Raw genomic sequence first — 22,888 nt, forward strand, 5'->3', positions numbered from 1 at the left:
AAAGCCCTTTCCGAGCGTTATTGCGAGGTACGAAGCAATCTCCGAACTTTACATGGCCGATGCTCCAAGGGAGATTGCTTCGTACCTCGCAATGACGGGTTAATTACCAATCATCTCACTCACTATCTTCGCCGATAGCAAACAAAGCGGTATCCCGCCGCCGGGATGTACGCTTCCGCCGCAAAAATATAGCCCTTTAACTTTCGACGACTGATTGGCATGCCTCAAAAATGCCGCAAATTGGTTGTTGGAGCTTGTTCCATATATAGACCCCTTGTAAGATGATGTTCTACCTTCGATGCTGCGGGGATCAAGAATACTTTCGTTAACTATAAGCGATGTAATATCCTCCCCTAATAAACGCGAAATTTTGGCCGTAATGCGCCCGCGTGCGCCCGCTATCAGTTTATCCCAATCCTGCCCGTTATTTGCAGGCACATTGATCATTACAAACCAGTTTTCGCAACCGGGGGGAGCATCGTCAGGCTTTAATTTCGAACTGATGTTAACGTAAACGGTCGGATCGTGAAAAATGTCCTGACGCTTCCAGATATGGTCAAATTCGGCTTTATAATCAGCACTGAAAAAGATGTTGTGCAGATCAAGACTGGCAAACTGCTTTTTTATCCCCCAATAAAATATCAATGCCGAGCTGCTGCGCTCCTGGTTCAGTATTTTTTTGGGATGTAATTGAGGGTATTTGCTAAGCAAACGGGTATAAGTAAACCAAACATCCATGTTGGATATCACCATATCCGCCATAATATTCTGACCATTTGAGCGTATACCTTTCGCTTTTCCGTTGATAACCACGATATCGTCCACCCTGGAGTTATAATTAAATTTCACACCCAATTCTTCTGCAAGTTTTACCAGGTTTTGCGTAATGCTGTACATGCCACCCTCGGGGAAATATGCGCCAAAGTGTTGTTCCAGATGGGGTATCACATTCAGGGTTGCAGGCGCCATATAGGGGTTAGAACCGTTGTAGGTGGCATACCTGTCAAATAGCTGTACAACACGTTTATCCTTAAAACCTGCTTTATTGGCCTTGTGCATCGTACGGAACGGGTCAATCTTCGGGAAGCGGAGGATAGATCGCAGCGTATCAATCCTCAAATAGGTTTGTAGCCTGTGTAGCGATCGTTCTAAAAAAACGTGATTGGTAATGCTGTAAATATCGGCGCTGTTGGCCAAATGTTTTATTACCGATGCAGCAGGTTCGCCGGTTTTGTTTTCAATCTCGCCGGCGAATTGCCTGGTATCGGCAAAAGCGCTGATGCGTGTACCATCTTCATAAAAGTATTTGCATACCACATCCAACTTTTGGTAAGTAAAGTAGTCGGCGGGATTTTTACCGGCAAGTTTAAATAGCTTATCCACATATTGCGGCATGGTAAAAAGGCTTGGTCCGGCATCAAAACGGTAACCGTCCTGCTCAATTTCTGATAACTTTCCACCCGGGTAACCGTTAGCCTCAAAAACCTCAACCTTATAGCCTTTAACCGCCAAACGGATAGCGGTGGCTATACCCGCTATACCGGCACCAATAATTACCGCCTTTTTTTGAGACATGGGTATAAAGATAAAAAGCAGAACCGAAATGGCCCTGCTTTTAAGCAAAATCTAATTAACGATTATTACAACGCCGGGCTTTCCTTATTCTGCAGTTCGGCTACATTGCCCCCACGCCCTTTAGCATCAAACGCGCGGAATTTTACAATGCCATTGGCATTTACCGGTCCGGTATAAACCGGGCTGCCGGCATCCGGCTCTTTACCGTTGGTGGTGTAACGTATGGTCATGCCGGGGAACTGGATATTGCTGTAATATTTCCCATCCTGCAACACCACCCCCGGTTTAGGGATGCGGAAGTTGTACCCGTCGTTATAGTAAGCCAGGCGCGGCAGCTCGCGCTTGCCCAAAATATTCAGAAATTTGCTCCAGTCCTGGTTGTAAAGTTCCCGGGCTTTAGTGGTGTCGCGTTCGGTAGCCCAGGCCGGGTCCTTAGCCCAGGCGCGCTCGGCTAAACCTGTCAGTTTAGGGAATATCATGTAATCCATACGCTCCGCGCTCTTTACGGTTTCGCCCCAAAGCGCACCCTGCAGGCCTATAATGTTGGTTTTGCCATAATCGGTAAGGCGTTGCTTGCCTAAAAACAAATTGCGGTTGATAGGGAGGCCGTTCTTGTCAACATCTGCATTTTTAAAGTAATCGTAAGGGATAAACGAGAAAAATTTATCGATCCCTAAGAACGCGCCCCAATAATAGCCCGGCTCATCAAACGATTTGTAGTTGGCCATATCAAAATACAGGTTGGTTACACAGGTAAGTACCGTTTTGTAGCCCCCGTTTGCCAGCTTGTACGCCAGGTCTTCCTGCCCGTCGCCCAGTACGTTATTCCAAACATCAACCTGCATTTTTTCGCCTAAGAACTGCGGGTTGGGCACATAGGTAGCCTGCCCGTCAACAGCGGTTTTACGCAGGGCCATTTCTTCCCAGCCCGACAGGGTGATGTTGCGTTTCTTTAAAATATCATTTACCCTGCCATAAAAGTAGTACCACAGGTCGCCGGTATTTTGTATTGCCGGGTTGCTGGCCTTTAGGGCCAGGTAGGCGGGCGATTGCTCCCAAACACCTGCAGGCACTTCATCTCCGCCAAAATGTATGGCGGGCAGCGGCGCACCGGCGTCTTTGTACATATTTACCAGGTCGCCAACAACGGTTTCAATATAGTTATAAGTGGACGGCAGGGCCACATCTATTACATTATCATTCCAATATTGCACCGAACGGTAGGTCGACTTATCGTTCATATCGCGCAGCAGGGTACGTTCGGCACCGGCTTTATCGCCAGCCGCCATCAATCGTTGGTAACGGGCATCCATGGCTTTGATAGATGCACGGGCATGGCCCGGGGTCTCTATCTCGGGCAATACGGTAACGTGGCGCTCAGTAGCATATTTCAATATCTCGATATAATCCGCCCTGGTATAAAACCCGGTTCCGGCGGTATTGGTAAAATCGGGACCGGAACCATGCGAGGCAGGCAGGAAGGTTTTGCTGTCCAGCGTATGCCCGCGTTTGGAGCCTACCGCGGTTAGTTCGGGTAACGACGGTATCTCTATGCGCCAGCCCTCATCGTCGGTCAGGTGCAGGTGCAGGGTATTTAGCTTGTAAACGGCCATCAGGTTTATGAGCTTTAGCACCTGTTGCTTGCTTTGAAAATTACGGGCAACATCCAGCATCACCGCGCGGTAGGGGAAGCGGGGCTCATCCTTAACGTTCATGCAGGGCACAGGGATATTTGCCTGCGGCTTCATCCATGGCGAGGCGGAAATAGATGTTTTAAACGACTGTATACCATAGAACAAACCCGCAGGAGTTGATGCCGCTATAGTCATTTCATCAGGGGTAACAGTTAACGTATAGGCTTCCGCGCCAAGGCTGGCATCCTTTTTAAATATGATCTTCTTAGCCTTAGACGTCCCTTTTAATTTGCTGCCCAAAAGTTTCTCTATCCCTGTTATAAAGTAAGCTTTCTCTTTGGCAAAAAGCAGATCGCTTATCAGGGTAACGGCATTGGTAATTATAAAAGCACCCGGGTTTTCGGTATAGTTAAGGGGCGTCGGGATAATTTTTTGCAGCTGCGATGCAGGGATGTCTTGTATAATTTTGTTTTGGTTGTAGAGTATCTCCGGGGTTATCAGCCCCTGGTAATTTGGGGTATAAGGTTTAACAGTGAAATCGCCGGGCAGGTGGCCTTTGGCGGGTTCGGCATCCCATACAAAATATGGGCCTTCAATGGCATCGGTGAAGTTCACTACAATGGCCTCACAAACATAGTCGATACGGGTGCTTTCACCAGGCTTTACCTCCCTGAATTTATCATTTGGGGTGATGCTGTATAAGTCGCCGTTTACCTGCTGTATCTTTGCATTGCCGCTAACGGCATCAGCGGTAAAATTGCGCGATGAGTTAAAATAGATCTTCCATCCGTTGGCGGGTAAAGTTTGTTTCCCGGTATTTGTAATGGTTAAACCGGTGAGTGCTTCTTGTTTGTTGTGATAGTTATTATCAATAACTTCCCAACTCAGGCGCAGGTTTTTTACATCAAAATCCGGCACGCCGGCCATAACTGCCACAGCACTAAAATTTACTGTAACAAAAAATATCAGGGTAATAAAACGTCGCATCAGGATCATATTTAGGTTTATACCGTAAATATAATCAATTTAAGATGTGGAAATACTTTTTAAAATATTTTTTAAAGTGCGAACTTTATCCAGCCATGACCCTCATAGCCAAACGCGAATTGTTTGGTATGGATGATCTCCGCCAATATTTCCAGTGAGTCGACTATCCGCGGGCCCGGGCGATTAAAAAAGTGGTTTCCATCAACTATATAGATCCGGTTGTTCTTCACAGCTTTTAGATCGGTAAAGCCAGGTTGTTCCAATAGTATATTGATCTCGCTCATGGTTCGCTCAATGGCGAAGCCGCATGGCATCAGCAGGATAATTTCAGGGTCGCTTTCGCGGATATCATCCCAGCTTACATAGGGCGAATGTTTGCCTGCCTGGGCTAGTACAGGTGTACCTCCGGCAATATCAACCAGTTCAGGTATCCAGTTGCCCGATATCATTAAGGGCTCCAGCCACTCGATGCATGCAATGGTGGGCTTATTCTCCATAAACTTAAGCTTATGACGAATAATGTCGACACGTTCGTTCAGATCTTCCAGTAAGCGCTCGCCTGTTGCCTCAACACTAAGGGTCTTGGCAACGGTACCTATATCGGTAAATATATCGTCGAGGCTGTTAGGTTGCAGGGAGATGATATGCGCCTGCTTGCCCAGGTAATTCTCCAGGGCCTGTTCCACCTCTGGCAATGATACCGCGCAAACATCACACTGCGCCTGGGTGATCACCAAATCGGGCGAAAGCTGTTTGATCACTTCGCGCTTTACAGTATAAACCGATAAAGCATCGGCCAGTATCTCTTTTACTTTCGCGTCGATATCGGCGCTGCTTAAGCCATCAGGAAGGTTAGCTTCAGAGCAAACGGGCAGCGTTTTTATACTATCGGGATAATCGCATTCGTGCGAGCGGCCAACCAGGTTGGTTTCTAATCCAAGGGCACAAACTATCTCGGTTGCTGCAGGTAATAACGAAACTATTTTTTGATCAGACATATCTTCAGTTCGCAGTTTTAAGTTTGCAGTTGCATTGGTTTATGCCTATGTCGCTACTCTAATAATTGCGCTGCAAATATGCGAAATATAGGGCAATGTTGTTAGCATTAGAAGTATTGCATCCCAGCCCACTGCAAACTGCTCACTGCATTATTATCCTTTTAATATTACCTTTGCGCAGATGATCATCCTCACCTTTTTTATCGGGATAATTGCCAACTTTATTGGCTATGTGCCGCCCGGTAACATCAATCTTACGCTGGTGCAGGTAGCTATAAACAGGGGGTTAAAACAAGCGCTCAGGTTTATTATCGCTTTTTCCTGTGTCGAATTCTTTTTTACCTATGTTGTGATGCAGGGCGCCAAATGGCTTTCGGAACAAGTACGGCTGGATACGATCATAGATTGGATTATGATAGCGCTTTTCAGCACCTTAGGGTACATCACCTGGAAAAATCGCAACAATCCGCCCAAAACCACCTACAGCCCACACGCAAGCGTTAAGTACGGTATACTGCTCGGCTTTTTAAACCCTGTACAAATACCTTTCTGGATGGTCACAGGCACCTACCTTATCACCCACCAATGGATAGCCGACGGCTGGTTCGAGTTAATTGTTTTTAGCCTGGGCTCGGCAGCGGGAGCGTTTTTAGCGCTGTTCCTTTACGCCAAATTTGCGGGTTATGTACAAAAACGCTTTGAACTAAGCACCAGGGTAATTGATACCGCTATAGCCATATTGTTTTTTGCATTTGCAGCTTACCATATTTGTAAGCAGGTTTACCTGGTATGGTTTAAATGATCAAGCTTAAAAATTATGCGATTACCCTTCCGCTTCGCCTGCCTAAGAGGTTTTGACATTAATGTTCCATATCTTTTCTGCCTTCCGTCCAACAAGCCAGAACGACAGCGCGAGTATTGAAAAAAACAAAGTTTTATTGGTGTTTTCCCAAAAATATTCGAAGTATTTTGTGTAGAGGAATATGATCAGGAAGGTGATGCCAAATTCGCGGGCTACTACGTCCTTATATTTTAACCCATATAGCATGAACACCCCTGCCACTACCACCGCTATAATGCCCCAATAGAACAAACTGATCTGCTTGATCTGCCACCAAACATCAAGGCTGCCGTAATTGCCAAATATGCTGAGCAACCAAAGCGACATGAAAAGGTACAGCATCCCCACTACGTAGGTAAGCTCCCAAAAGTAGGCAAACCACTTTCTACCCTTCATTAAGTAGCAGGCCCCTACCAGCAACAGCCCAAACAGCACAAAACGCAGCGGGTAATTCATCCCTAAAAAGTACATAGCCCAGTTGGTTTGGTAACCCGTTTCGGTGCCGAACCAGCTACCCAGCGATACCAGTGCAAATAGCCATATCAGCCTTGACGACATACGGCGCGCTAAAAAGCCGTACACAAACACCGATACCAGAAACAAAAGCGAGTAGTGCCCCGACCGGTTATCGAACGTTTTGCCTAAATAAGCTATGCAACATGCCGTAAACAGCACACCGGTAAATATTACCGCTTCGTTACTGAATATTTTTTCGGGGTAAAGTTTTTCGCGCCGGCGGCCTATGTAGAACAAGCCGGCGGCCATAGCGCCCGAAAGGATAGCGATAACAATATCGGGCGTATCGTAAAGCTGCTTTATCCAATTGATAACTGCATCATCAACAATTAGGGAGCCAATGGCTATAGCCCCGCAGAAAAGCGCCACCCAAATGCTGTATTTGGCCAGGCGCATCCAATCAAACCCCTTTATTTCGTATGAATCGCGAAGTTTGCCGGCCTGAGTGGCATCTATCAGCCGGTGCTTTTCCCAATGCGTAATGGTATCGTTCAAAAACTCACTTTCCTGCCTGTCGATGTTTAATTTAGCCATAGCTTGCTGATGCACTAATTTAGCGCAATAGGTTTAATTAACAATGTTAATGCACAGTAATTGTTGCGCTTGCTGCAAGAAAAATAAATGTTAATTATGAAAATGCGGTGAAAACTATGTGTTGAACTGAGGGCGATCGATAATCAGCAGGGCCTGCACATCTTCTTTGTCTTTCCCCAACTGTACAACCAGTTCTTCCAGTGATGCGAACTTGATATCGCCGCGTATAAAGTGCAAAAATTCCATGCGCACCTGCTGGTTGTATATCTCGGCATTAAAATCGAAGATATTAACTTCAATATTGCGCGCCATGCCATTTACGGTTGGGCGGTGGCCTATGTAGGCCATGCCGGTATATTCTTTACCCGCTACTATTACTTTAACAGCGAAGATGCCGTCGGCAGGTATCAGCTTATAACTTTCTTCGATAAGCAGATTAGCGGTGGGGTAACCCAGTTCGCGGCCTAACTGGTCGCCGCGGATAACCTTGCCGGTGATAAAAAAAAGATATCCCAGGCACTCATTTGCAATACGGATATCGTTTGCAAGCAGTGCGGTACGTATACGGGTAGAACTTATGGCTACATCGTTTATATCCTGCTCGGGTATCTCCACCACTTCAAAACCGTAAACCGGCGCCAGTTCAAGCAAATCGCCCAGGCCGCCCTGCCGGTCTTTACCAAAACGGTGATCGTATCCAATAACAATGGTTTTAGTGCCAATTTTATTTACCAGCACATCGCGGATATAGCCCTCGGCACTTTGGTTGGAGAAATCCCTTGAGAACGGCGTAATAATTAAATGGTCGACGCCCAATTGGTCAAGCAGTCCGGCCTTCTCATTTATAGTGTTAATGAGTTTAAGGCTTTCATCCTCGGGATGCAAGATCATGCGCGGATGCGGGAAGAAAGTAAGGATAACCGTTTCACCATCCGTGGCTGCAGCCAATTCTTTTATGCGCGATATGATCTTACGGTGCCCAATATGCACTCCATCAAAAGTGCCGATAGTGACAACGGCATTTTTAACAGGCTTAAATTCATCAATATGATGGTATATCTTCATTTATTGAGCAAAGGTAAAAGGAGAAAACTAAAAGGAGAAAGTTTTTTGCCTGCTGTGTGTAAAGATGTTGCGATCAACCATTATCCGGGAATTCGGCCGCTTTTAATTCTCTGATAGTGTTTACTAACGCTAGTATCTCATGCGCATCCTCAATACGGTAATTACCGCTGCGGGTACGCCTTAAACGCGATAGGTATGCCCCGTTATTCAACGCCGCGCCAAAATCGTTCACCAGCGAGCGGATGTAAGTGCCTTTGCTGCAAACCACTCTGAAATCAACCTCGGGCAATTCTATGCGGGTTATCCCAAATTCGGTTATGGTAACATTGCGCAGCTTCAGTTCCACTTCTTCGCCGCGGCGGGCTTTTTCGTACAGGCGTTCGCCATCAACTTTTATGGCCGAGTGCGCCGGCGGATATTGTTGTATATCGCCAATAAACTGCGCGCAGGCGGCCTTTATTTGTTCTTCAGTAAGATGGCTTATTTCAAATCGTCGCTCCGGTTCGCTTTCCAAATCGTACGTTGGGGTGGTCGATCCGAGCACCATGGTACCTGTGTATTCCTTTTCTTCGGCCTGGAAGGTATCTATCTGCTTGGTCATTTTACCGGTGCAAACAATGAGCAGGCCGGTAGCTAACGGATCGAGCGTGCCGGCATGGCCCACCTTTAGCTTTAACGGCTTAAAGGCGTTGCGCAGCTTGCCCACCACATCAAAGCTGGTCCACTTGTAGGGTTTGTTGATAAGAAGGAGCTGCCCGTCGGCAAATTGTTGTATGGAATTGAACATGTTAACCGCGGTTAAACGGATTTATCTGATTAAGGAATTCTTGTGACCGAATCAAGTAGATTAAGTCAATCCCGGTTATATCACCTGTAAATTGTGGCCGCTTAGGTAAAGGATAATGATCACTCCGCCTACTAATATACGGTACCAGCCAAAAAGCTGAAAACCGCGGCGCTCTAAAAAGGTGATAAATGTTTTAATAGCCAGCAGGGCTACCAAAAATGCTATAATGTTGCCAATGGCCAGCAATTTGATTTCTTCGCCGGTAAAAACGTGACCGTCCTTATAAATAAAATCGTATAATTTTTTGGCGGTGGCGGCAAACATGGTAGGTACAGCTAAAAAGAACGAAAACTCGGCAGCGGCCTTGCGGCTTAGCTTTTGGCTCATACCCCCTACAATAGTGGCAGCAGAGCGCGATGTACCGGGTATCATGGCCAGGCACTGGAAAAAACCGATCTTTAAGGCGGTTAAATAGCTTATCTCTTTCTCCTCTTTAATATCCGGCTTGTTAAACCACTTGTCTACAAAGAGCAGAATGATACCACCTATAAATAGGGTAATACCTACGGTTAAGGCACTCTCTAACAAAGCATCTATTTTTTTACTGAATAGCAGGCCAAATATCGCAGCCGGTATAAACGCCACAACAAGCTTATAGTAAAAATTGATAGATTGAAAAAAGCGTTTGAAGTAAAGCACCACTACAGAAAGTATGGCCCCTAACTGTATGGCAATGGTAAATAACTTTACGAAATCATCGCTTTGGATGCCCATTACCGATGAAGCGATGATCATATGCCCGGTTGATGATACCGGCAAAAACTCCGTGAGCCCCTCAATTATCGCCAGGACAATTACGTGTAGTATGTTCATTATTTAGCAGTCGGCTTTTTTAAAATGGCGTAAAAACCCAGGCCGAAACCCGCCAATACTACAATTGGCGCTATTACAATTTTGGTTGTACTGTAAATATCCGTGGTGCCGCTCATCAGCACAAAGCCAAAGGCAACTATGGCAATGCTGATAATAAGCCATAGGTAATTGTCTTTACCGAAAATGAATTGGCCCGGGGTGGTATTGTTTACCGGGGCCTGTGTTTTACTTGCAGCTGTTTTTGTTTGTTGCAGTGGCATATCTTATTTTGTGATTTATTAAATTTTACCCGATCGCTATCGGGATAGTGATCGGCCTTAGTTACAAATGGACTAAAGAGCCGGTGAAATAATGAACTATCTGTATAAATCGTATATCTTTAAGCGTAAAAACTTGTTGACCGCCAGGAACGTGCTAAACGCCGATATAAATATCCCCAGTATTATAATACCTATAAACACCATCCCAAATTCGGCAGGGCTTTGCAGTATCACCAGGTCTGGTATTTGTTTATTGGCCAGGTAAAGTGTGCCAATTAATATAACAATAGATATTAGGGCGCCCAGTAACCCATGCCATATGCCGTAAAGTAAAAACGGCTTGCGTATAAAGCTTTTTGTAGCACCTACCAACTGCATTGATTTGATGAGGAAGCGCTGCGAGTAAATAGCCAGCCGGATGGTGTTATTGATGAGGGCGACTGATAATATTACAAATATACCGGCAAAGGCCAGGATAATAAGGCTGATAGAGGTAAGATTCTGGTTCATTTGATCAACCAGTGATTGCTGATACTTCACCTCTTTAACCAATGGGTTTTTTAGTAACTGGGCCTTAAATTTTTCGATACCGGCGTTGTTGGCGTAATCTGCCTTCAGGTAAATATCAAGTGATTGCGATAGCGGGTTGTATCCTAAAAACTTTACAAAGTCTTCGCCAAGGTCCTTCTGCAAGTTGTGGGCAGCCAACTCTTTACTTACGTAAAGCGTTTGTTTTACCATGGGGTTAGCATCCAGTTGCTTTTGCAGCTGCATTACATCTGTTTCGTGGGCCGAATCGTCCATAAATATGTTCAGAACAATATTTTCCTTAACATATCTGGAGAGGTTGTTGGCATGAACCAGTATCAACCCCAGCAACCCTATCATCAATAAAACCATGGCAATACCAAAAACGGTAGATATATATATCGTTTTGGTTTTTTTTGCCGATGCACTTGCTTCAAATTCTTCCATACGTTTTATAGATAGGTAACCAATTACACTTAGTAGTTTGCGAAATTAACAAACCCTGCCTAAAGGTAAAAGTTTATAGCCGATAATTAACAATTATTAACGCATACCTGCGCTCCCGCCTCAATTTGTCCTTATTAGGATACATTAAAATTTGCGGTTTGCCCACACGAAACATTGGTGCCACTGATCAAAAAACACCGCGCGGTTATAACAAAGTCCGGGTAATTTTAAACACCTGCCAAAATATCCCGTTAAGGCACGGCTATTGCCTGTATCTGGCCGACTACTTAATTTAAATATGAAACATTTACTTGCAACCCTGCTCCACGTATTCGTCATTTTTATGATGGTTAGCTTTATAATTGGCGCAATACTGGCCGCCACGGGTACGTTTGATCACTGGGCAGAACGGTACCGCTTAAAACGCCGCAGGCGCAGATTGATAAAAAGCAAGCGTTTGGAAGATAACATTACGCCATATCACGCCGCTAAACCCGACAGATCGTCGGTCACTTATACCGGCAACGTATAATATATAATCTGTTATTACTATATTTACCTTTAATAACCTGCTCTAATTTTCTGGGTATATTATGTATTCTATAGATCAATTATTATGAAGAAGATATTGTTTATCGCCGCTATAATAGGACTGTCGGTAACCGCCAGGGCTCAGGAAGCCGCTAAAGCGGAAGGCCCTAAAATTTACAACCCCGCTGCCGACGCCAAAGCCGAGATTGCAGCCGCTGTAAAAGCCGCCGAGGTACAGCATAAAAATGTGCTGCTTCAAATTGGCGGCAACTGGTGTATATGGTGCCTACGGTTTAACGACCTGGTAACCAAAGATGCCGAATTAAATAAATACATGAATGATAATTTTGTGGTACTGCACGTAAACTGGAGCCCTGAAAACAAAAACGAAAAGGTGCTGGCCGATCTGGGCTACCCCCAACGTTTTGGTTTCCCGGTGTTTGTAGTACTTGATAGCAAAGGCAACCGCCTTCACACCCAAAACTCGGGTTACCTGGAAGAAGGCAAAGGCCACAGTAAAGCTAAAGTAATGGAGTTTTTTCAAGGCTGGGCACCGGCCGCGCTTGACCCTAAAAGCTACGTAGAAAAAGAAAAGGCGAAGTAGTGATGAAAGGTTAGTGATTGGTGATCAGGGTGATTGCTATTGACCTTAACAAATCCGTAATTGCAAGGTCGCAATCTTCGATAGAAAAGTAGGTGACCTGCATATCGGGGATTGCCAGGTCACTTTTCCTCCTCGTAATGACGAGCCTAAAAACAAAAGAGGGTTACGCTAAACGCGCAACCCTCTTTTGTTATATTCTTCCAGACTTTTGGACCTCCGACTTTCGGACTTATTCAATAACGCTTACTTTAAGCATATTGGTTTTACCTTGTTTATAAATTGGCACCGCGGCAGTATTAATTACCACGTCGCCAGCTTTAAGTAATTGCTCTTGTTTAAGTATGTTGTTTACATCCGCAATGGTCTGGTCGGTGCTTTCGGCTTTATCATAATAAAATGCCCTTACACCCCAAACAAGACTAAGCGCGTTAAGTAAGTGCTTATTTGATGTAAATATGTAAGTCCCTGCTTTAGGGCGATAGCTCGATATTTCGAAAGCGGTGTAACCGCTAACAGTCATGCTTACAATACCCATGGCATTGGTGTGTTCGGCCAGGTATACAGCCGATCCGCAAAGCGCGTCGCTCAGGTAATTTGCCGATGCAGAATCGGTGTTTTCAGCTTTTGAAGCGTTGAACGGGTAACCCAAATCTTCCACGTTACGAACGATCTTCGCCATTGTTTCGATAACAATAACCGGGAACTCCCCTACCGATGTTTCGCCGCTTAACATTACCGCGTCGGCACCATCCAGTACCGAGTTAGCCACATCATTTACCTCGGCGCGCGTTGGGCGCGGCGTGGTTATCATTGATTCAAGCATCTGTGTAGCCACAATAACCGGTTTTGATGCATCGCGGCATTTGCGGGCAATCATTTTTTGCAGCAACGGCACTTCTTCCAGCGGGCACTCAACACCAAGGTCGCCACGGGCAATCATTACCGCATCGGTAGCTGCAATAATTTCGTCGATATTTTCAATAGCCTCGGGCTTTTCAACTTTCGCAATAACACGCGATTGTTTACCGCTTTCGCGGATGATACGCTTAAGGTCTATGATATCCTGGCCGGTACGTACAAACGAAAGGCCCACCCAGTCTACCTCCCATTCTAAGGCGTACTTTAAATTTTCAAGGTCTTCGGGTGTTAAACTTGGTATCGATACTTTTGTGTTTGGCAGGTTAACACCTTTGCGCGATGTTAAAATACCGCCATGCACTACCTCGCAAACTACGGTATCCTTACGGTTTGTTTCAATAACCTTCAATTGCAGTTTACCATCGTCCAGTAAAATGATCTCGTTGGCCTGTACGTCCTGCGGGAACGTTTCGTAAGTAATATATATCTGGCTGTCGTCGCCAATACATTCATGAGTAGTAATATTAATCCGCGTGCCGTTTATAAGGTGTATACCGCCATCTTTCACCAGGCCTATACGGATCTTGGGGCCCTGCAAATCGGCAAGGATACCTACATTGGTTTTATATTCTGAGTTTATCTCACGGATCAGGTCAACAAATTTTTTGTGATCTTCTGGCTTACCGTGCGAAAAATTTAGTCGGCACACATTTAGTCCGGCCCTTATCATTGACAGCAACACTTCCTTTTTTGCTGATGCAGGCCCCATTGTAGCAACGATCTTAGTACGATTGTAGTAAAAATTCATATTTTCAGGTTAAATTCGGCTTTTTACGCTATTGTGTACAAATTACACATCTAATTTTCCGCTAAAATAATAGATTTTCGCGTGATTTTATTTTTTTCGGGTCAATCTTTACTGCCGCAACAATTTCAGGGATCTTATTTAAAGCGGATATCATGCTTTCAAGGTCCTCGTCATCGATGTAATTTTTTATCATTATAAAATAATCGGCCTCACGCATTTCGGGTACCAAATACCCTTCCGAACCCTTGTTACCTATAAAATAAAAATCAGTTTCGGTACTTTCCCAACTGTAATGGTATAACGAGAACAACAGCGGCGAGCCGTTTAGATTAGTATCCAGCCGCAAATCGTCTATCCGCGAAAAATTAAAATTTAAACACTTGTTTATATAGTAGCATATACGGTAGTCTTTTAACGACGTCGTAACCGCTATTAATATAAAATCCAGATCGATCTCAAACTTTAAAATTTTCCTGTTCAAAACCATTCATATTTAAAACGGTAAAAATACAAAACGCAGGCACATACCATAAATTTTATTGCACCTGCCTATGCCCGCAAAACCATGCCACATCATGAACCGGTTATTATTTAATACCCGGCTTTGGTAATAAACACACTTTTGGCCCATCTTTTTATATCCAAAAACATCTTATACAGGTTGTAGGTAATCAGTTACCTGCCTCACAGTTAAGCATATACAAACCCTTAGTGTAACTTTATTACTATAAATTCAAAATAGATATTAAACTTTAATACTTCTGCTCAAAATCATTACTTTTACGCCAGTTAGATACCCGGGTTGAAACCTTTTGATATAATTAGTTGTTCACTAAATATTGTCAAAGTTTTTAGATTTGATATTTAACATAATTTATTTTTCTTTGCACTGAATTTATTAATCATTAAACTATAAAGACTATGTCTGATATCGCTTCAAGAGTAAAAGCTATTATCGTGGAAAAACTGGGTGTTGACGAAAGTGAAGTAACACCAGAAGCAAGCTTCACCAACGATCTTGGTGCTGACTCTTTAGACACCGTGGAATTGATCATGGAGTTTGAAAAAGAATTTAACGTTGCAATTCCTGATGATCAGGCAGAAACCATTGGTACTGTTGGCCAGGCTGTTGCTTACTTAGAAAAAAACGTTAAAGCTTAATTAACTCCTTAAAACTGTTAAATGGAGTTTAAAAGAGTTGTAGTAACCGGGCTTGGAGCGCTTACTCCAATTGGTAATACTGTTCCGGAATATTGGAACAGCCTTATTAATGGGGTAAGCGGCGCTGCCTTAATCAAAAGTTTTGATGTTGAAAAATTCAAAACTAAATTTGCCTGCGAAGTAAAGAATTTTGACGCGGAAGCGTTTTTGGGCCGCAAAGAGGCCCGCAAACTCGACCCGTTTGTTCAATACGCTTTATTTTCGACAGAAGAAGCCGTTAAAGATGCAGGTTTAGATTTCGAGAAACTGGACACCAGCCGTATTGGTGTTATCTGGGGATCGGGCATTGGCGGTTTAAAGACATTTTTAGACGAGGTTGTAAACTTTGCCAAAGGCGACGGTACACCTAAGTTTAATCCTTTCTTTATCCCCAAAATGATAGCCGACATTGCACCAGGCCATATATCTATTAAATATGGCTTGCGCGGGCCAAACTTTACTACGGTATCCGCTTGTGCTTCATCAAACAATTCGCTTATTGATGCTTTTAACTACCTGCGCCTTGGTAAAGCAAACATGTTTATTACCGGCGGGTCCGAAGCTATTATAAATGAAGCGGGTATTGGTGGTTTTAACGCAATGCATGCCTTATCAACCCGCAACGATGACCCTGCAACTGCCTCTCGTCCGTTTGATCTGGACAGGGATGGTTTTGTGGCCGGCGAAGGTGCAGGTACTATTATTTTAGAAGAATTGGAGCACGCCCTAAAACGCGGTGCAAAAATTTATGCTGAAATGGTTGGCGGCGGCATGAGCGCCGATGCTTACCACATGACAGCCCCCCACCCCGAAGGTTTAGGTGCATCGCTGGTTATGAAGGCAGCGTTAGAAGACGCAGGTTTAACACCCGCCGATATCGATTACGTTAACGTACACGGTACATCTACCCCAATTGGCGACCCCCAGGAAGTAAAAGCTATAACAGATGCTTTTGGCGACAGGATATACGATATCAATATCAGCTCAACAAAATCAATGACCGGCCACTTACTTGGTGCGGCAGGCGCTGTTGAAGCAATTGCCTCGATATTGGCAATTCAGAACGATATTATCCCGCCAACCATCAACCATTTTACCGATGACCCGGCTTTTGACCCTAAAATTAACTTTACATTTAACACCGCTCAAAAACGCGTTGTTAATGTAGCACAAAGCAACGGTTTTGGCTTTGGCGGTCATAATGCATCGGTAATATTTAAAAAGTACCAGCAATAATTTCGTTGGATGCCTATTAGTCGCTTTTATAAGTTATACCTTTCGCCCAATAGAAAATATGTTAAGGTCTTAAAAAATTTGCTCGGTTTTGTACCGGGCAATTTGTCGTTATACCGGTTGGCGTTTCGCCATAAATCGGTTGCCCAAAACATAAAAAAGGGAGTAAAAAACAGCAATGAGCGCCTCGAATTTTTGGGAGACGCGGTATTGGGCAGCGTAGTTGCCGAAGTGCTTTTTAAGCTGTACCCTTACGAAGATGAAGGCTTTTTAACAGAGCTGCGATCAAAGATCGTAAGCCGTAATAACCTTAACCAGCTTGCCCGTAAGCTGGGTTTTGACAAACTAATAGAGTTTGATACCAAAATATTAAATGCCGGAAGGCAGGGCTCGCTGCTTGGCGATGCCTTTGAGGCGCTGATAGGCGCTGTTTACCTGGATAAGGGATATGATTTTACCCGCAACTTTTTGGTGAATCACATCATCAAATCGCATATTGACATTCATACCCTTGAGCAAACCGAAACCAATTTTAAAAGTAAACTGATTGAGTGGTGCCAGCGACATGGCAAGGACATTAGCTTTGATGTAATTGAGAACCAGGAAGGCGAAAGCACCAAGCTGTTTACTGTACAGACCAGTGTAGACGGCGAAATAATGGGCTCGGGCAAGGAATTCAGTAAAAAGAACGCCGAAAAACTCGCCGCCGAAAAAGCCTGTACAGCGCTGGGGATATAATTGCCCCCCATCCCCCTTAAGGGGGCGCTTCAAAAGCATAAACCTTATTGAATGCCGAACACCTAATTGAGTAATGAAGTATTTATCTAATTCTACATTCATCGTCAGATACTCAATTCTACTCCCCCTTTAGGGGGCTGGGGGGTCAATACAACTTCTGCAAAGTAGGCCGGTCGCCATTTTTTTTGAAGTATTCGTATTGGGTTTTTATCTTTTTGATCAGATCATAATCGCCCCAAACTTTTAGGTCTTCAAATGACGGGCGATAGTATTCCATAAATCTGGTCACTGTTGTGCTGTCGACATCTGTAAGGCCTGTAGCACGCATTACAAAGTGCCTATTATACCTTTTATCCACTTCGGTAGCTTCCAGTTCCTTTTTGGTAAAGGCGGCAAAGCGGCGCATATTACGGGCATCCTTGCTAAACAATTCGCGCAGGCCGGTAAGCGGCGAACCGCCTATAGGTAAAAAAATAGTAGCCGGTGGCTTACCATCAAAGTACAGGCCCTTGCTGCGGTAATCGTTTAATATTTCACTAAGCTCCTGCCTTTTTGTTTGCCCTACGATACGGACCTCGTTCAGCTGCACCTCGGGCTGCATATAAACCACCATTCCGTAATTGGTAGCTTCCTGCTTTTGCGGTGTGTAACCCCTTTTGGTGAACAGTAGCGTATCGCCAACATTGGCGCTGATGCTAAAGCCGCCAAGCTGGTCGCCAATGGCAACGCCCTTGGTGCGCAGGTTGGTAATAAATACATCGGCGAGCCGCTCGGATGAAATGCGCTTGTAAATAATCCCTTTTATGATCACCTGCTGCGCAGATGCACAAAATACAAAACAAAGCACGCCGATTAAAAAGGATATTATAAACTTCAAGGGCATTTATATTAAACGCGGTAAACTTATAAAATGTATAGCTGTTAAAATGTGAAAAAGTGTTAAAGTTAGAGTCGGGAAGTCCGAAAGTCCGAAAGAAGACTATATACTTTGGCCTTCGGACTGCGGACTTTCCTGACTTTCGGACTCTTCCGATTTTCGGACTAAAAACATATCTTTGCACATGATAAAATCCATGACAGGGTATGGAATTGCCAGTTTTGACTCCGGCAGAATAAAGTATACCGTCGAGATCAAATCCCTGAACAGTAAGTTTCTTGAGCTTTCCCTGCGATTACCAAAAATATTTTCTGAGAAAGAATTTCAGCTGCGTAACGATTGCAGCAAGCAGATAGAACGTGGTAAGGTAAATCTTTCTATCAACGTAGAACAGGCAAACGCCAGCGTAAAGGCAGCTGGCATAGACCGCGATTTGCTTAAACACTATTACAACCAGCTAAAAAGCGTAAGCGACGAACTTAACGAACCGGGCGGCAACCTGCTGCAGTTAGCCTTAGGATTGCCCGAGGTGGTTAAATACGAAGAAGATACCGTATCTGACGATGAGTGGAAACTGGTTGAAAAAACCTTTCAGCAGGCTATGGCTGCTTTTCAGCAGTTTAGGGCAGACGAGGGTAAGGTTTTAGAACAGGACATTAAGATGCGCATTGGCATCATCCTTAAAAACCTGGAACTGGTTGAGGTTGAAGAGCCGAAACGCGTACCCGTGATCCGCGAGCGTTTAAACCAGTTTTTAAGCGAAGCCGTGGGTGCAGATAGTATTGACAAAAACCGCTTTGAGCAGGAACTGATATATTACATTGACAAGCTTGATATAACGGAAGAGAAGATACGCCTGAAAGCGCATTGCGAATATTTTATAGAAACGCTGAAAAACGCCGACGCGAACGGTAAAAAACTGGGTTTTATTTCGCAGGAGATAGGTCGCGAGATAAACACCCTCGGCTCAAAAGCTAACGACGCCAACATGCAAAAACTTGTGGTGGGCATGAAAGAAGAACTTGAAAAAATTAAGGAACAATTACTAAATGTGTTGTAAGATGTTGTAAGGTCGGAGTGTTGTATACGGTTGGAAGGTTAAACTCAATCGGCTTACAGCATTTAAACTTTGTAACCTTCCACTTTCCAACAAAATGAAAGAAGGTAAACTTGTTATATTCTCGGCCCCATCGGGTGCAGGAAAAACCACCATCGTACATCACCTGCTTACTCAGATACCCGACCTGGAGTTTTCCATTTCTGCTACTACCAGGCCCGCACGCGGCGAAGAAGTACACGGCAGGGATTATTATTTTATTAGCAAGGAAGAGTTTTTACACCGGATAGCCAAAAAGCAATTTGTTGAGTTTGAAGAAGTTTACTCAGGCACTTTTTACGGCACCCTGCGTACCGAAATAGAACGCATTTGGGCAAAAGGAAAAACGGTAATTTTCGATATAGACGTAGAAGGGGGTATGCACCTGAAGCGCAAGTATGAAGACCAGGCGCTGGCTGTATTCGTTCAGCCGCCATCACTTGAAGTTTTGATAGAGCGCTTGACCGGCCGTGGGACCGATAGCCCCGAAAAACTGCAGGAACGCTTCGCAAAAGCTGAAAAGGAGCTGAATTATGCCCCCCAGTTTGATGTTATCCTGAAAAATTACGATCTTGAAACAGCTTGCAAAGAGGCTAAAGAGTTGGTAACCAATTTCATTGGTAACAGTTTGCAGTTTTAAGTTTGCAGTCAGCAGATGGATGGGTACTTATAAAGATTTATTGTTGTATAAGAAAAGTTTCACTCTTGCAATGGAGATATTTTCTGTTACAAAACAATTTCCAAAAGAAGAAACTTACTCACTAACTGATCAAATAAGACGCTCATCGCGATCTGCAAACATTTGTTCTATTGAAGCATATCGCAAACGCCGATATCCGAATCATTTTATAAGCAAACTTAGTGATGCAGATATGGAAAACAGCGAAACACAAGGATGGTTAGACTTTTCGCTGGCATGCAAGTATATAACACAAGAAACGTACAAAAAGCTGCATTCTTTATCAGATGAGATAGGACGAATTATATATTATATGATCGAAAACCCAGGTAAGTTCGGTGCTGGCGAATAAAATTTATTTACTGCAAACTTCTTACTGCAAACTGCAAACTCATGAAAATAGGTTTACTATTCGGTTCGTTTAATCCTATACATATAGGGCATTTAATTATTGCCAATTATATGGCCAACCACACTGCGCTTGATAAGGTATGGCTGGTGGTATCGCCGCAAAACCCCCTTAAAAAATATGGCGACCTGATAAACACTTACGACAGGCTGGAGATGGCTAAACTGGCCACGGATAATGCAACCAATATTGAAGTTAGCGATGTCGAACTCAGGTTACCGCAGCCATCATACACTATTGACACCCTTACACATTTAAAAGAAAAGTACCCGCAGCACGAGTTTGCCCTTATAATGGGTTCAGACAACCTGGCTACTATACATAAATGGAAAAATTATAAGGTAATACTGCGCGATTATCAAATATTTGTATACCCGCGCCCGGGGTATGAAAATGCCGAATTTGCATCGCATCCCTCGGTAACTATAACCATGACCCCATTGATGGAACTGTCGGCAACCTTCATTCGTAAATCCATAGCCGAGAAAAAGAATGTGCAATATTTTGTACCTGATGCTGTTTTAAAATTTATAGAAAGCAAAAGCTTGTACAGGTAAGATAACCTTTCTGCTTCAGGCTTTCAGCCTCATCACCTATCTTTGTACCCGTGAGTGAGAAAACGATCCTTAAACTTCAGTTACCAACCGACCCGTTGTGGGTTAAAAATGTGGTAGAAAGCAATATTGAAGAGCTTTTGACCGATCATGCTTATTGCGAACAGAAAGCGGCAACCAATGCCATCACGCTTATTGTGCAAAACCCAAACCTGAGCGATATGGTGCAGGAAATGATAGCCCTTGCCCAGGAAGAAATGGACCACTTTAAACGCGTACACGAAATATTACTGCAGCGCGGCTTTACGCTGGGCAGGGAGCGCAGGGATAATTATGTGAATGAGCTTAGAAAATTTATTATCGTAGGTGGCGGCCGCGAAGCGCAACTGATAGACAGGCTGCTATTTTCGGCAATGATTGAGGCACGCAGCTGCGAGCGTTTTAAAGTGCTGTCTGAAAACATAAATGACAAGGAGCTATCCGAGTTCTACCACGAACTGATGATCAGCGAGGCTACTCATTACGCCATGTTTTTACGCCTTGCTAAAAAACATGCTGTTGAAATTGATGTGGATGCCCGCTGGGCGGCGTTTTTAGCCTATGAAGCGCAGGTGATTCAAAATTACGGCAAAGGCGAAACCATACACGGCTAATTAACTAATAAAGCCCACTATGTTGCGCAGGTAGTTATTCATCATTTCGATATCTACGGCATCATTTATATAGCCAATGTGCATATCCGGCCGGATAATGAGTGCCTTACGGGCACCGGTCTTTACCTCAAACACATCAAAAATATGCTGGTTATTTTCTGACGGCGGCAAGTGGAAGAAATTAATATTGCCGTTGTAATCCTGCGTGATCCATTTGGCCAGGGTAAACAGGAAGCTTTCTTTTATTTCGCCAAGTGTAATAAGGGTAAACCCCGGCTTGTTGCACCAGGCATGTATATCGGTTTTAGCTTTTTTCTTCTCGTCGTATATCTCCAGGTATGGTAGGCGGTCCCCGGCCTTTATTTTACCCGAATGCCCTAATTGAAGGTTTATTTTGCTGTCGCGATAGCTAATGCCGGTTTGCGATACCTGTTTAAAAAAGTATCCGCGCATGCTTTCGTTTTTCCACACCAGCTTTAGGGCGTTTGGTATAACGTATCTTTTTAACAACCCGCTAAACCAGCTGCGCGAGGTAATGACATTAAACATGTGGTCGGTAGTATTAAGCAGATCTTTAGCAACCGGTACGCGTTCGGCAGCATAGCTACCGAGTATATCCTCTTTTATTTGACCATTAACAACCGCGGCCAGTTTCCAGCCAAGGTTATACGCGTCCTGTAAACCCGTATTCATGCCCTGCCCGCCTACCGGCGAATGGATATGCGCGGCATCTCCAATTAAGAAACAGCGGCCATCGCTAAATTTTTCGGCCATGCGGTGGTGCAATTTGTAGGTGGTAAACCAGTTAATATGGTCAACCTCTATCTTCGCCCTGGTGATGTTCTCTAATTCGGGCAGCACATCGCTCAATTGCAGATACTCCCTGTCCTCCAGTCCGTCAGGTAAACTGGCAACTACCCTGAAGGAACCTTCCTGGGGCATGGGGAAAAAACCGGCGAAGCCGGACTTGCCTACAAAAAGGTTCACCTGCCTGCCATCCATGGCACTTGCCAGTTCAATATCTGCAAGGTAAAATTTATGCTGGTAAGTATCCCCGGTAAAAGGAATGCCCAGTTGCTTGCGAACCACACTGTGCGCTCCATCGGCACCTATAATATAATCGCAGGAGAGCTTGAAGGTAGTATTGCCATTTTGCATACTAACTTGTAGCGTATTATTATTGCGTGTAAGGCTGATGAGTGTCGTTTCCCAATAAACGGGACAGCATGCTGTGGTTAAGTATTCCAGCAGTGCGCGTTCGTTCTTGCTTTGCGGATACAGGTGTATAAAAGGGAACAGCGTTTGGGGTTCGCCCATGTCTTTTAACGATATCGACACGAGTTGCTCGCCACCCATATTAAAAGCCAGGCCGCCCGCCTGCTTGCCTTCGCTAATGATCTTATCCACAATGCCCAGTTGCCGATAGATCTCAAGCGAACGGGCCTGCACCGCCAATGCTTTTGATTGATTGGTGGGGCCTTGCTTGATATCAATAATCACGGGCTGAACACCGTTACGAAGTAATTGCGCGGCCATCATCAACCCCGACGGCCCGGCGCCAACTATCAGTACGCTGGTATGTTGGGGCACGCTTATCATTTCA

General features: G+C 44.4%; 24 protein-coding genes. 11 read left to right on the top strand and 13 right to left on the bottom strand.

Annotation, left to right across the window (positions count from 1 at the left end; translation table 11 throughout):
• Nucleotides 1–99: 99 nt before the first annotated feature.
• The 3 genes from crtD to GWR56_RS02405 form a co-directional block, all read right to left on the bottom strand.
• Nucleotides 100–1,575 (bottom strand): 1-hydroxycarotenoid 3,4-desaturase CrtD, encoded by a 1,476-nt coding sequence (gene crtD, locus GWR56_RS02395; protein WP_162429573.1) that lies wholly within the window; start codon nucleotides 1,573–1,575, stop codon nucleotides 100–102.
• A 65-nt stretch (nucleotides 1,576–1,640) separates the two neighbouring features.
• On the bottom strand, nucleotides 1,641–4,196 hold the full coding sequence (locus tag GWR56_RS02400; protein WP_162429574.1) for a family 20 glycosylhydrolase: 2,556 nt from the start codon (nucleotides 4,194–4,196) through the stop codon (nucleotides 1,641–1,643).
• Nucleotides 4,197–4,267: 71 nt separating this feature from the next.
• Nucleotides 4,268–5,194 (bottom strand): cobalamin-binding protein, encoded by a 927-nt coding sequence (locus GWR56_RS02405; protein WP_162429575.1) that lies wholly within the window; start codon nucleotides 5,192–5,194, stop codon nucleotides 4,268–4,270.
• A gap of 181 nt (nucleotides 5,195–5,375) precedes the next feature.
• Between GWR56_RS02405 and GWR56_RS02410 the strand changes: the two genes are divergently transcribed.
• Entirely contained in the window at nucleotides 5,376–5,996 is a 621-nt protein-coding gene (locus tag GWR56_RS02410; RefSeq protein ID WP_162429576.1) for a LysE family translocator, read from the top strand.
• A gap of 42 nt (nucleotides 5,997–6,038) precedes the next feature.
• Here the strand turns inward: GWR56_RS02410 and GWR56_RS02415 are convergent, their stop codons facing one another.
• The 6 genes from GWR56_RS02415 to GWR56_RS02440 form a co-directional block, all read right to left on the bottom strand.
• Nucleotides 6,039–7,085: a DUF2157 domain-containing protein gene (locus GWR56_RS02415; RefSeq protein ID WP_162429577.1), complete on the bottom strand. Its 1,047-nt coding sequence runs from the start codon at nucleotides 7,083–7,085 to the stop codon at nucleotides 6,039–6,041.
• Nucleotides 7,086–7,199: 114 nt separating this feature from the next.
• Nucleotides 7,200–8,150: a bifunctional riboflavin kinase/FAD synthetase gene (locus GWR56_RS02420; RefSeq protein ID WP_162429578.1), complete on the bottom strand. Its 951-nt coding sequence runs from the start codon at nucleotides 8,148–8,150 to the stop codon at nucleotides 7,200–7,202.
• A gap of 73 nt (nucleotides 8,151–8,223) precedes the next feature.
• On the bottom strand, nucleotides 8,224–8,937 hold the full coding sequence (gene truB / locus GWR56_RS02425; protein ID WP_162429579.1) for a tRNA pseudouridine(55) synthase TruB: 714 nt from the start codon (nucleotides 8,935–8,937) through the stop codon (nucleotides 8,224–8,226).
• Nucleotides 8,938–9,012: 75 nt separating this feature from the next.
• Nucleotides 9,013–9,810, bottom strand: a complete 798-nt coding sequence (locus GWR56_RS02430) for an undecaprenyl-diphosphate phosphatase (RefSeq protein WP_162429580.1) — start codon at nucleotides 9,808–9,810, stop codon at nucleotides 9,013–9,015.
• A complete protein-coding gene (locus GWR56_RS02435; RefSeq protein ID WP_162429581.1) occupies nucleotides 9,810–10,070 on the bottom strand; it encodes a DUF3098 domain-containing protein in 261 nt (86 codons plus the stop codon). The genes GWR56_RS02430 and GWR56_RS02435 overlap by 1 nt, the downstream gene beginning before the upstream one ends.
• A gap of 96 nt (nucleotides 10,071–10,166) precedes the next feature.
• A complete protein-coding gene (locus GWR56_RS02440) occupies nucleotides 10,167–11,045 on the bottom strand; it encodes an ABC transporter permease (RefSeq protein ID WP_162429582.1) in 879 nt (292 codons plus the stop codon).
• Between the two features lie 298 nt (nucleotides 11,046–11,343).
• Between GWR56_RS02440 and GWR56_RS02445 the strand changes: the two genes are divergently transcribed.
• Nucleotides 11,344–11,577, top strand: a complete 234-nt coding sequence (locus tag GWR56_RS02445; RefSeq protein ID WP_162429583.1) for a hypothetical protein — start codon at nucleotides 11,344–11,346, stop codon at nucleotides 11,575–11,577.
• Between the two features lie 84 nt (nucleotides 11,578–11,661).
• Nucleotides 11,662–12,180 (top strand): thioredoxin family protein, encoded by a 519-nt coding sequence (locus GWR56_RS02450; protein WP_162429584.1) that lies wholly within the window; start codon nucleotides 11,662–11,664, stop codon nucleotides 12,178–12,180.
• Between the two features lie 229 nt (nucleotides 12,181–12,409).
• Here the strand turns inward: GWR56_RS02450 and pyk are convergent, their stop codons facing one another.
• Nucleotides 12,410–13,846: a pyruvate kinase gene (gene pyk / locus GWR56_RS02455; RefSeq protein WP_162429585.1), complete on the bottom strand. Its 1,437-nt coding sequence runs from the start codon at nucleotides 13,844–13,846 to the stop codon at nucleotides 12,410–12,412.
• Nucleotides 13,847–13,907: 61 nt separating this feature from the next.
• On the bottom strand, nucleotides 13,908–14,327 hold the full coding sequence (locus GWR56_RS02460; RefSeq protein ID WP_162429586.1) for an IPExxxVDY family protein: 420 nt from the start codon (nucleotides 14,325–14,327) through the stop codon (nucleotides 13,908–13,910).
• A 440-nt stretch (nucleotides 14,328–14,767) separates the two neighbouring features.
• On the opposite strand from GWR56_RS02460, the gene GWR56_RS02465 reads away from it, so the two are divergent.
• Genes GWR56_RS02465 through rnc form a run of 3 tightly spaced genes read left to right on the top strand, consistent with a single transcriptional unit; the run spans nucleotide 14,768 to nucleotide 17,017 of the window.
• Nucleotides 14,768–15,007, top strand: coding sequence for an acyl carrier protein (locus tag GWR56_RS02465; RefSeq protein WP_067058906.1), 240 nt, complete (start codon nucleotides 14,768–14,770; stop codon nucleotides 15,005–15,007).
• 21 nt (nucleotides 15,008–15,028) lie between these two features.
• The gene (gene fabF / locus GWR56_RS02470) at nucleotides 15,029–16,282 is read left to right on the top strand and encodes a beta-ketoacyl-ACP synthase II (protein ID WP_162429587.1); all 1,254 of its coding nucleotides are present in this window, start codon (nucleotides 15,029–15,031) and stop codon (nucleotides 16,280–16,282) included.
• Nucleotides 16,283–16,291: 9 nt separating this feature from the next.
• The gene (gene rnc, locus GWR56_RS02475; protein WP_162429588.1) at nucleotides 16,292–17,017 is read left to right on the top strand and encodes a ribonuclease III; all 726 of its coding nucleotides are present in this window, start codon (nucleotides 16,292–16,294) and stop codon (nucleotides 17,015–17,017) included.
• 145 nt (nucleotides 17,018–17,162) lie between these two features.
• Here rnc and GWR56_RS02480 read toward each other — a convergent pair whose 3' ends face one another.
• Nucleotides 17,163–17,894, bottom strand: a complete 732-nt coding sequence (locus tag GWR56_RS02480; protein ID WP_162429589.1) for a hypothetical protein — start codon at nucleotides 17,892–17,894, stop codon at nucleotides 17,163–17,165.
• A 184-nt stretch (nucleotides 17,895–18,078) separates the two neighbouring features.
• On the opposite strand from GWR56_RS02480, the gene GWR56_RS02485 reads away from it, so the two are divergent.
• From GWR56_RS02485 to GWR56_RS02505, 5 genes are all read left to right on the top strand, one after another.
• The gene (locus GWR56_RS02485; RefSeq protein WP_238395290.1) at nucleotides 18,079–18,954 is read left to right on the top strand and encodes a YicC/YloC family endoribonuclease; all 876 of its coding nucleotides are present in this window, start codon (nucleotides 18,079–18,081) and stop codon (nucleotides 18,952–18,954) included.
• A gap of 94 nt (nucleotides 18,955–19,048) precedes the next feature.
• Nucleotides 19,049–19,630: a guanylate kinase gene (gmk, locus tag GWR56_RS02490; protein WP_162429590.1), complete on the top strand. Its 582-nt coding sequence runs from the start codon at nucleotides 19,049–19,051 to the stop codon at nucleotides 19,628–19,630.
• 19 nt (nucleotides 19,631–19,649) lie between these two features.
• The gene (locus GWR56_RS02495; protein WP_162429591.1) at nucleotides 19,650–20,021 is read left to right on the top strand and encodes a four helix bundle protein; all 372 of its coding nucleotides are present in this window, start codon (nucleotides 19,650–19,652) and stop codon (nucleotides 20,019–20,021) included.
• 41 nt (nucleotides 20,022–20,062) lie between these two features.
• Nucleotides 20,063–20,635: a nicotinate (nicotinamide) nucleotide adenylyltransferase gene (gene nadD / locus GWR56_RS02500; protein WP_162429592.1), complete on the top strand. Its 573-nt coding sequence runs from the start codon at nucleotides 20,063–20,065 to the stop codon at nucleotides 20,633–20,635.
• Between the two features lie 50 nt (nucleotides 20,636–20,685).
• Entirely contained in the window at nucleotides 20,686–21,285 is a 600-nt protein-coding gene (locus tag GWR56_RS02505; RefSeq protein ID WP_202925366.1) for a tRNA-(ms[2]io[6]A)-hydroxylase, read from the top strand.
• Here the strand turns inward: GWR56_RS02505 and GWR56_RS02510 are convergent, their stop codons facing one another.
• On the bottom strand, nucleotides 21,286–22,884 hold the full coding sequence (locus tag GWR56_RS02510; RefSeq protein WP_162429593.1) for an FAD-dependent monooxygenase: 1,599 nt from the start codon (nucleotides 22,882–22,884) through the stop codon (nucleotides 21,286–21,288).
• Nucleotides 22,885–22,888 lie beyond the last annotated feature (4 nt).

It is taken from the genome of Mucilaginibacter sp. 14171R-50, from assembly GCF_010093045.1.
In the GTDB taxonomy this organism is placed as follows: domain Bacteria; phylum Bacteroidota; class Bacteroidia; order Sphingobacteriales; family Sphingobacteriaceae; genus Mucilaginibacter.